We start from the raw sequence: 7962 nt of genomic DNA on the forward strand, positions 1-7962 counted from the left end.
TCCTTTCCGATCTTCTGATCACTTGTCGGGGAACGACGACGCTCCTTGTCGATCGACGGTCTCGATTGTGAAGCCAGAGCCTTGGGCCGCCCGCTCCACGGCGCAGGCGTCTGCCCTGTGCATGGCCCCCAGGTAAATGCGCGGCCCCTCAAGGAAGCGCTGCTTCAGCTGGGCTGCTCTGAGGCCGCAGAACTGCGAGTGCAACTTCGCTAGGTGCGAGAGATTCTTGGCAGTCGGCGGCAAGCCGAGCAGGTCCACGTACACGTCGAGCGGCTCTGGCTCCGGCATGCCCGTCACCACCGGCGAAAAGGATCCGGCCTCCTCGTGACCCCAATGGCGGCAGTGAAGCTCGAACAAGTGCCCGACGGTCCAGTACTCGGCCACTCGGTGGCACCTAGGACAGTCGCGGATACGGTCTGCATATCGTCAGTTCTATCCACCGGCCATCCCCCTTTCCGTGGTCACTCGACGAGGGCGGCTCCGGCCCCCGGATCCCAAGGACCTCACCCAGAAAACAGGGTGATACCCGAATTCCGCTGCGTCGTGCGCACGTCGGCGCAAGCCCAGAAGCGGCTCATGCCTCGCCCTCCGCGTTGCTGCCGCGCGTGATCCGCCGCGCCTCCAGTTCCCGACGCGTCTTGTCCAACTCTTCGGCTAGCAGCTTCTCGTTCGGAAGCACCGTCTGGTATTCGGCGGCCAGGACCTTGTTGGGCAGACCTTCGAGCGCATAGCGGGCTTCGGCAGCGCCTTTCGCCGCGCACAGGATCAGACCCACAGGCGGGTTCTCGTCGGGTTTCATCCAGTGCTCGCGGGCGTAGTTCAGGTACAGGTGCATCTGGCCGGCGTCGGCGTAACTGAACTTGCCGACCTTGAGGTCAATGACCAGCAGACACTTGAGGCGGCGGTGAAAGAACAGAAGGTCGACGCGGAACCAGCTGTCGTCGATGCGCAGCCGGCGCTGGCGGCCTACGAAGGCGAAGTCGTCGCCCAACTCCAGTAGGAAGTCTGCCAGGTGGTGAATCAGGCCTTCTTCAAGGTCGGACTCGGCGTACTCGTCCTTGAGGTTCAGGAACTCCAGAACGAAGGGGTCCTTGATGGCCTGCTCAGGAGTGATCACGTCGCCAGGTTCCGCCACTTCGCCTTTTTCCAGCATCGCCGCCTTGTTGCTGGAGAGCGCGGTACGCTCGTAGAACTGGCTGTTGATCTGGCGATCGAGCTGGCGCACGGTCCAGCCGCCGCGCAGGGCTTCGGTCTCGTAGAAAGCGCGCGCTTGCGGGTTCCGGACCGACAGCAGGCGCACGTAGGCCGACCAGGGCAGTGGAAACGCTTGGGCGAGCGCGGACAAGTCGGGAAATGTCCAAGACGCCGTCTGGAGATTGTGCGGGGCAGCCGATTCTCCAGACAGCGTCTGGAGAATCCGGGCTGCGCCCGATTTTGCAGGCAGCGTTTGCAGAGCCTGGTTGGCGGGCCAAGCCAAATGAAAGGCGCGCATTTGCCACAGGTTCTGCCGACTGAAGCCACGGCCGAAACGTGCAGACAGGTCAGTCGCTAGGCGTTCGATCAATGCTTCGCCGTAAGCAGCCCGTCCCTGTCCGCCCTGTTCGAACTCGACGATACGCCGGCCGATTTCCCAGTAGGAGGCGGTCATCAGCGCATTGACACTTCGGGCAGCGGCGCGGCGAGCGAACTCCAACAGGGCGACGATGTCGCCGTGGATGCCACTGTAGTCGTCGGCGCCGGCTGAGGTGAGATCAGTCATCAGCCCATCCTTTCCGATGTACACGCCGATCCAAGCTCGAGCGGCTGTCAGGCCGCCGTCGCCTCGCCCCAGAGGTTGAACGCTAGCGCCTTGGGGCGCGTTATGTACCCCGTTTGCATCGACACCCGAAAGCCGGCCTCACCCAGCAGCTTAGGCACGTCCCTGGTGAGATGGCAGTTGCCGACGAGCTTGGCCCATGTGGGCTCGATCGCTCGCTGCCATTTCACGACGGCTGGATCCGGGGCGAGCCCGTGTTCTGCGAACAGCAGCTTTCCCTGCGGCCGCATCACCCGGCGGATCTCAGCCAAGACGGCAGCGGGACTTGTCACGCTGCACAGCGTGTACGTGCAGACGACAGTGTCGAATGACTGGGCGTCAAACGGCAGGCGCTCGGCTGCGAGCGTTCTCAACTCCAACGGGAGCTGCGCACGGACAGCACGACGCCTAGCGAAAGGGTGCATCTGTTCAGCTGGGTCGATGCCGACGAGCACTTGCACTCGATCTCGCTTGTAGTGCGGCAGGTTCAGCCCGGTCCCAACCCCAATCTCTAACACGCGTCCCTGTGCAAAAGGAACCACCGCTTGTCTGCGGCGAGTGAAGGGGCTCAGGCCACAGGCAAAGTCGAGGAGGTATGGCAGCACGCGCCGCTCGTACCAAGAGACCGGTGCGTTCATAGTCCTTTCCGATTCATTAGTTCGCGTCCTTCATTCGACATTCCGGGAGGTGGTGCACCCACTCCCCGGTTGGCTGCCGACGCGAGTCCAGCACGGCCACGTTAGGCCATTCCACACGGGCATGATCGTGCGCTGGGTCCAGGAAACGTTGTGGACACCCTTGGGTACGGTCCGCTCCGAGAGGATCAACGCGTCCAAGATACGGCGCGCTGCCGTCCTCGTCATCGAGCAGAACAACATCACCGACTGTCCGTCTCTTGCTCATCGTGAGGCACCTTTCCGATCACGTCAGCTGTCGTCCGTTCCGGACCGCCCACCCTACTGCCGGCACAGCACCTCTAGGCGGTGTTAGCAGGGTCCCGCCAACCGCTCGAAGGCCCATGCATCGCAGTCGTCTTCCCGGTCCTGACGCCAGTTATTCTCCAAGTGCGCGAGCTCGTGCAAGACCAGGTGAAACAAGAAGGCCCTGGGGGAGCTAAGACGCTCGTACACGTCGACGTCCTCGTGCCCCCCGAACAGCGCCACACGGTCAATGCAGCTTCGTACTGTTGCGGCGCCAATGTGTCCTCGCAAAAGGACTCCCCATGCGCCCGATTCTCCGTCTCTGATCGCCATTGCACATGGATTGCCGTCACACGTTCCGTATCGAGCAGCGCACCACTCTGCGATGTCAGGGACGATCAACAGTTCGACGCGTTGAGTCGCGTTCCGCTGAAGCAAGTCATTCAACTCCTGGCGGAACGGCTCAACTAGTATGGCCGACTCATCTGGCTCTAACGGAGCATCTTTGAACATGCGAGTCCTCCGAAAGTAGGCCTAACGCTGCGAGTAAAAGAGTTGTGAGGCAAAAGCGTTCAAGCCGCATCAATCTTTTCCTACTTGTGCTCGTTCCGCTTCGACCTCGTCTTCACTGCGGTGGCCTCGTTGACCATGGCCTCGATCCCTTGGCTCAGCACTCCGTTGCCCTTCCCAGTCAGATACGCCACTGTTTGAGGAAGCAGGCTGACCGATGTCTTCACCTTCTTCTCGCCCTCAGGCTTCGGCTTGCGCCCCGAGCCTCTCGGGTTCCGCGTGCTCACCGGTTTGATATTAGTCATACCGAAATCAAAGTCAACCTGATTTTGGTGTGACTGTAATCCAGGCTTAGATTGCCTGTTCAAACATCTGCTCAATTGTGCGATCCGATGGCTCCAGGTATGCGTCGGTGTGGTCAAGGTGGGCGTGCCCGAGGAGCCGCTGCACAGTCTAGATGTCGTGGCCTTGCTGCAGAAGGCGCGTTGCGAAGGTTCTGCGACCTGTATGGCTTGAGCATTCGTGAAGCCCTGCTGCTCTGTACAGCTGGGACGTTCGAGCTTGGAGGCTGTCGCATGCCCAGTAGTCTTCGACATCGCCTCCGGCAAGCCGCTTGGACTTGCGTGTTAGCTCGAATGCCGCACCCTTGTGCGAAAGAATCAAAGCAGTCGCAAGCGAGAGTCCCCGAAACATCCGGCGGTCAAGTTCGGTTCCCCAGTTCTTGGTCCAGCGGTGCTCACTGTACCGCTCTACCGCCTCAATGGTCGCGGTGTTTGTCAGGAAGACGCACCTCTGTCGGCTGCCCTTCGTGATCGCCGCGCGGAGCGAGATCTCCCGGCGCAGTTCGCCCGAAGGCATGAGGACGTCGTTGACCTGCAGCCGCGCAATCTCGGTGATTCGCATCGCGCACGTGAGCCCGAGGAGCAAGACGAGCACGTCGCCTGGGCATGGCGATTGGTGGCTTCTGTAACGCGCAGCAGGTGTCGGATCTGAGCGAGCCGCAATGTGCGCTACCTTGACGACGGGGCCTTGCCGGCGAACAACAATTGGATAGAAAACCGAGTCTGATCCAGTCGGCCAAGCTCAACGACATCGCCCCTTGGCGTTACCTTCAAGACGTCATTCACCGGGATCTGGTTGAGTCGGCTGCCGTTTCCCCAGCAGCCATCCCTCACCCTTGCTGTGCGCCGCGCTTCTACTGTAGAAGAATCGGCGAGAGTCATGCTTTCCTAGGTCCGCGTTCGGTGCATAACAGCCGGATGCTGTAGCTGTCAGCGGCACTAGCACTACAGTCGTAGTTTCTTGCGTCGCCTTCGACGCCAGTGGCAGGCTTTAGCACGAGCGTGATGGTGTCGACGCCAGTACGACCAAGCGAGAGCGTGTGCAGGTGGTGGCGCAGGAAGGCGCAGCAGCGCCACAAGAAGACGCCGCACTTCGGGGACGGTCAGCGGCAGCAACCCCCTGTGTGCCTTGAAGGCCTGCAGCGAAGAGCGTTCCTTTTCGGCCGCGCCCCCCTTTTTGAAGTCCAGCTGGATGGCGTTGGCGCGCAAGACGCTCAGGCAGGCATGGGCCAACAGGGCCAATGTGATGTGCCGATACCAGCCGGTCCAACTGCGCACCTCGTACTGGTCGAGGCCAACGAGTTGCTTGCTGTTCTCGAACGACTCCTCGATGGCCCAGCGTCTGCCGGCCACGTGCGCCAAGACCTGCAGCGGGGTATGGAAGGGGGCGTAGACGGCGTAGTAGGCTAGGTTTGTCGCGTCACCCACGCTGCGGCGCACCAGCAGCCCACGCTGCATGGGGGTCCTCCAAACTAGCACGAAGACCAGTGCAACTGGAGCCCCAACGAACACCCAAGCGTGCGTCTCTTCGAGGCCCAAGTCCCACCTTCGCACCTATAGCGGCGAGTGAGCCCCATGCGCCTCCAGCGCCGAACGCAGCGGCCGTCACAGCAACATGACGGCGGATCCTTTTCATGAGTTCGTGCCTGCGGTTCTGGTTTCCGACGATTATTGTTGGCTCAGTCTGCTATCGGCGTGCCCGCCGCACCGATCAACTGTCGAAGTTGGCGTTGCAGCTCCCCGCGGCCCGCACGTTCGCCCGCCGCCCGCTCGCGGCGACCGCGGTGGATGATCGCACGAAGGTCGATTGGGGCGATTCCCGCGCTCACGTCAAAGCGCGGCGAGCCCTCATCGTCGCGGATCGTGACCAGGCCAGCCATCGTCGACGACCCAGCTTCGGCGGACTGATCGGCCGCGTGCAAGATCGCCTCGCACTCCGGGCTCATTGACGGAATCGACTGCGTTTTCATCGCTCATGTCGAGTTCCGACGCACGTTCCGATCGTCCCGGATAGCCGAGGTGCAGAGGAAGTCTTGCTGCTCGTTCATGTCGCGCCGGCCTCCACGCCCTTGAACACGACCTCCAGTGGCAGCGTCAGGTCGATGCTGCTCAGGACAAGTTCGCCAGCCTTGCTCTGGTCCACCATCGTCCACTTCTCGACGGCTGCATCGGCTAGTGTGAAGACCTCGACGCGGCGGTCCGCCGGGTCAATCAGCACGTACTCGCGCAGCGACGGCAGTGAGCGGTACAGGATGAACTTATCGCGCTTGTCATAGCCCTTGGTGCTTGGGGGCAGAACCTCAATCACCAGCTTTGGGTCATTGATGACCTGTTCGTCACCCGCTTCGGCCTTGCCGCATGTGACCATCACATCCGGGTACAGGTAGCCATCGGCGAGACCGACTTTGACGCCCTCGGCGAACACCTGGCAGGGTGTGCCGTCCAGGTGGTCACTGATGCGGCTGGCCAAGTTGAGGATGACCCGGTTGTGGCGCAGAGATCCGCCCACCATGGCGAAAATTTCACCTCGATAGAACTCGTGCCGTTCGGTCTGTTGTTCCTCCCAGGCCAGAAACTCGGCCATGGTCATTCTTTGCAGGGGCATGCCCATCGCGCCACCTCATGTTAAAGGACTCATTAAGTAGCATATTTCCGCCTCTCACCACACACCATCAGCCACGACCCATGGCAGCAACTCATGGGCGTGCTCATGGAGTTCGCCAGAGTCGGCATCGCGGTAGCGCTCACCGTCGCGCTCGATCATGAATGCGCCCGGACCATCGGCGGCTTGGTACATCCCTGTGATCCGCTCGGGAAGGGCCCCTTCCGGTGCGCCGTCAGGGTAGTACAACGTCACCGCGCAGGGCAGACCTTCTGCCGTGACTCCTACTTTGGTCGGTGCCTCCATGGCGGCCTCCTGTCGAGTCCGCGTTCGAGATGGCCTCATAATGTACCCATTGGGTACTCAAGTCAAGCGCCGCCGCGCATTTTTTTCTTGAGTTGTTCGTGCGCGAGGATCTCGCGCACGTGGCTCCACATCGTGGGGGGCATCTCCCGCCCATTGGACGACGGCAGCATCCATTTGTCGAACGTGGCTCGCGGGCAGCCGAGGCGCTCGCACATCTCCTCCCGGGTCAAGGATCGGCCTAGATCTATCAGCTCGCCGAGGTCGGCCATCGCTTGCCTCAGGAACTCCTGCTGTGTAGTGCTCATCGGGTCAGTGTATGCCCAATGGGGACAACCGCCTCAGAGCACGCGCGCCACGATGCGCCCCAGATCTACCGGGTCACCTTCGACCAGGTTCTTGGTTGCGGAGAGTGTTGCGAGGCCGAGCACCTCGCGTATGTGGCGGAGGTCATAGCCGCGCCGATGGAGGCGAACGGCGAACGTCCGGCGCGATGCCGTCGCCCCAGCGCACTCGATCCCCGCCTGGTCGTGCAGTTTGCGGATCGTCTGCGTCAAACTCTCGCAGGAGCGCGAGGTGTTGCCCGCTGAGGTCCTGCGGGCAGTGAGGGTGAACGGACGCCCGGCCGCCACCTTCATAGCATGGCGCATCTGCGTTTCTTCGACTACGGGTGCCTTGGCCATCGGAACGCGCCTCCTTCCAGCCATGCTACGAGGCCGTTTCGCCGGACCTTCTTTGAATCGGGCCGCCAGCCCGCGCCCCACCTCGCGTTCTCGGAAACTTCAGAATCGCCAGCGGCCTCATGAAAACACGCCCAGAGGACGCCGGTGCGCTCGGCACCCGTGAAATGTGCCCTGCTCTCGAGACAGCATCCGTGACCTACGGAACCGCGCAGTTGCAAGCCATCCGCCACCACCTAAACTGGAACAGAACCGCAACCGTTCGACGGCTCTTGATATGCCAGCCGAGCTTCAGAATGCTTGTTTCACGGAAGCCAGCTCAACGCCTTGGTGAGTCGTCACCATGCACTCCGGCTTACCTTCCAACACGCTCCCTGCCAGTGGTCTCCGCCAAGCTCAGTGGCAGCGAATGAAGAGCTTGCTAGCCGAGGAGCTATCGGCGCTGATTGATGTCACCACCGCAAGTCACACGCTGCTCGACGACCCTCGCTTCGCCACGAAGCAGGCTGCCGATGCGCTCAGCGGCGTGCCGCGCATCGGCCAGCAGCTCGGGCCTTACCGCATCGTCGAATTGATCGGTCGCGGTGGCATGGGCGAGGTCTACCGCGCCGAGCGCGCCGACGGCCAGTACGAGCAGCAGGTGGCCATCAAACTGATGGGCCACAGCTTCGACCGCGAACACGCGATCTCCCGCTTCCACGCGGAGCGCCAGATCCTGGCCAGCCTCGACCATCCCAACCTCGCCAAGGTCTTCGATGGCGGCGTGACCGAGGACGGCCGGCCGTACTTCGTGATGGAGCTGGTCGACGGC

10 protein-coding genes and 1 pseudogene are annotated in these 7962 nt (G+C 62.1%); 1 reads left to right on the forward strand and 10 read right to left on the reverse strand.

Annotated elements, in window-relative coordinates; all coding sequences use genetic code 11:
* Positions 1–18: 18 nt before the first annotated feature.
* The 10 genes and pseudogenes from OOT46_RS28045 to OOT46_RS28095 all read right to left on the reverse strand — a co-directional run bounded on the left by OOT46_RS28045 (position 19) and on the right by OOT46_RS28095 (position 7154).
* Entirely contained in the window at positions 19–384 is a 366-nt protein-coding gene (locus OOT46_RS28045; protein WP_265406923.1) for a hypothetical protein, read from the reverse strand.
* Positions 385–574: 190 nt separating this feature from the next.
* A complete protein-coding gene (locus tag OOT46_RS28050) occupies positions 575–1759 on the reverse strand; it encodes a PDDEXK nuclease domain-containing protein (RefSeq protein ID WP_265406924.1) in 1185 nt (394 codons plus the stop codon).
* Positions 1760–1806: 47 nt separating this feature from the next.
* A complete protein-coding gene (locus OOT46_RS28055) occupies positions 1807–2433 on the reverse strand; it encodes a class I SAM-dependent methyltransferase (protein WP_265406925.1) in 627 nt (208 codons plus the stop codon).
* 1245 nt (positions 2434–3678) lie between these two features.
* Positions 3679–4128: a tyrosine-type recombinase/integrase gene (locus tag OOT46_RS28060; RefSeq protein ID WP_265406926.1), complete on the reverse strand. Its 450-nt coding sequence runs from the start codon at positions 4126–4128 to the stop codon at positions 3679–3681.
* Between the two features lie 545 nt (positions 4129–4673).
* A pseudogene (locus tag OOT46_RS31075) lies at positions 4674–5057 on the reverse strand (IS701 family transposase); the annotation flags it as partial.
* A gap of 188 nt (positions 5058–5245) precedes the next feature.
* Positions 5246–5536, reverse strand: a complete 291-nt coding sequence (locus OOT46_RS28075) for a hypothetical protein (RefSeq protein ID WP_265406927.1) — start codon at positions 5534–5536, stop codon at positions 5246–5248.
* A 74-nt stretch (positions 5537–5610) separates the two neighbouring features.
* On the reverse strand, positions 5611–6150 hold the full coding sequence (locus OOT46_RS28080) for a Uma2 family endonuclease (RefSeq protein ID WP_265406928.1): 540 nt from the start codon (positions 6148–6150) through the stop codon (positions 5611–5613).
* Positions 6151–6225: 75 nt separating this feature from the next.
* A complete protein-coding gene (locus OOT46_RS28085) occupies positions 6226–6474 on the reverse strand; it encodes a hypothetical protein (RefSeq protein WP_265406929.1) in 249 nt (82 codons plus the stop codon).
* Positions 6475–6536: 62 nt separating this feature from the next.
* Positions 6537–6779 (reverse strand): hypothetical protein, encoded by a 243-nt coding sequence (locus OOT46_RS28090; RefSeq protein WP_265406930.1) that lies wholly within the window; start codon positions 6777–6779, stop codon positions 6537–6539.
* Between the two features lie 33 nt (positions 6780–6812).
* Positions 6813–7154, reverse strand: coding sequence for a hypothetical protein (locus tag OOT46_RS28095; protein ID WP_265406931.1), 342 nt, complete (start codon positions 7152–7154; stop codon positions 6813–6815).
* 406 nt (positions 7155–7560) lie between these two features.
* On the opposite strand from OOT46_RS28095, the gene OOT46_RS28100 reads away from it, so the two are divergent.
* Positions 7561–7962: protein kinase (locus OOT46_RS28100; protein ID WP_265406932.1), on the forward strand; the 402-nt coding region annotated here is incomplete at its 3' end.

The sequence above is a fragment of the Aquabacterium sp. A7-Y genome, assembly GCF_026153205.1.
Lineage (GTDB): Bacteria > Pseudomonadota > Gammaproteobacteria > Burkholderiales > Burkholderiaceae_C > Caldimonas.

What these genes read in the sequence shown, in the direction of transcription:
- OOT46_RS28050 (WP_265406924.1), bottom strand. Translation starts at nt 1,759, where the DNA reads ATGACTGATCTCACCTCAGCCGGCGCCGACGACTACAGTGGCATCCAC.
- OOT46_RS28055 (WP_265406925.1), bottom strand. Translation starts at nt 2,433, where the DNA reads ATGAACGCACCGGTCTCTTGGTACGAGCGGCGCGTGCTGCCATACCTC.
- OOT46_RS28060 (WP_265406926.1), bottom strand. Translation starts at nt 4,128, where the DNA reads ATGCGAATCACCGAGATTGCGCGGCTGCAGGTCAACGACGTCCTCATG.
- OOT46_RS28075 (WP_265406927.1), bottom strand. Translation starts at nt 5,536, where the DNA reads ATGAAAACGCAGTCGATTCCGTCAATGAGCCCGGAGTGCGAGGCGATC.
- OOT46_RS28080 (WP_265406928.1), bottom strand. Translation starts at nt 6,150, where the DNA reads ATGGCCGAGTTTCTGGCCTGGGAGGAACAACAGACCGAACGGCACGAG.
- OOT46_RS28085 (WP_265406929.1), bottom strand. Translation starts at nt 6,474, where the DNA reads ATGGAGGCACCGACCAAAGTAGGAGTCACGGCAGAAGGTCTGCCCTGC.
- OOT46_RS28090 (WP_265406930.1), bottom strand. Translation starts at nt 6,779, where the DNA reads ATGAGCACTACACAGCAGGAGTTCCTGAGGCAAGCGATGGCCGACCTC.
- OOT46_RS28095 (WP_265406931.1), bottom strand. Translation starts at nt 7,154, where the DNA reads ATGGCCAAGGCACCCGTAGTCGAAGAAACGCAGATGCGCCATGCTATG.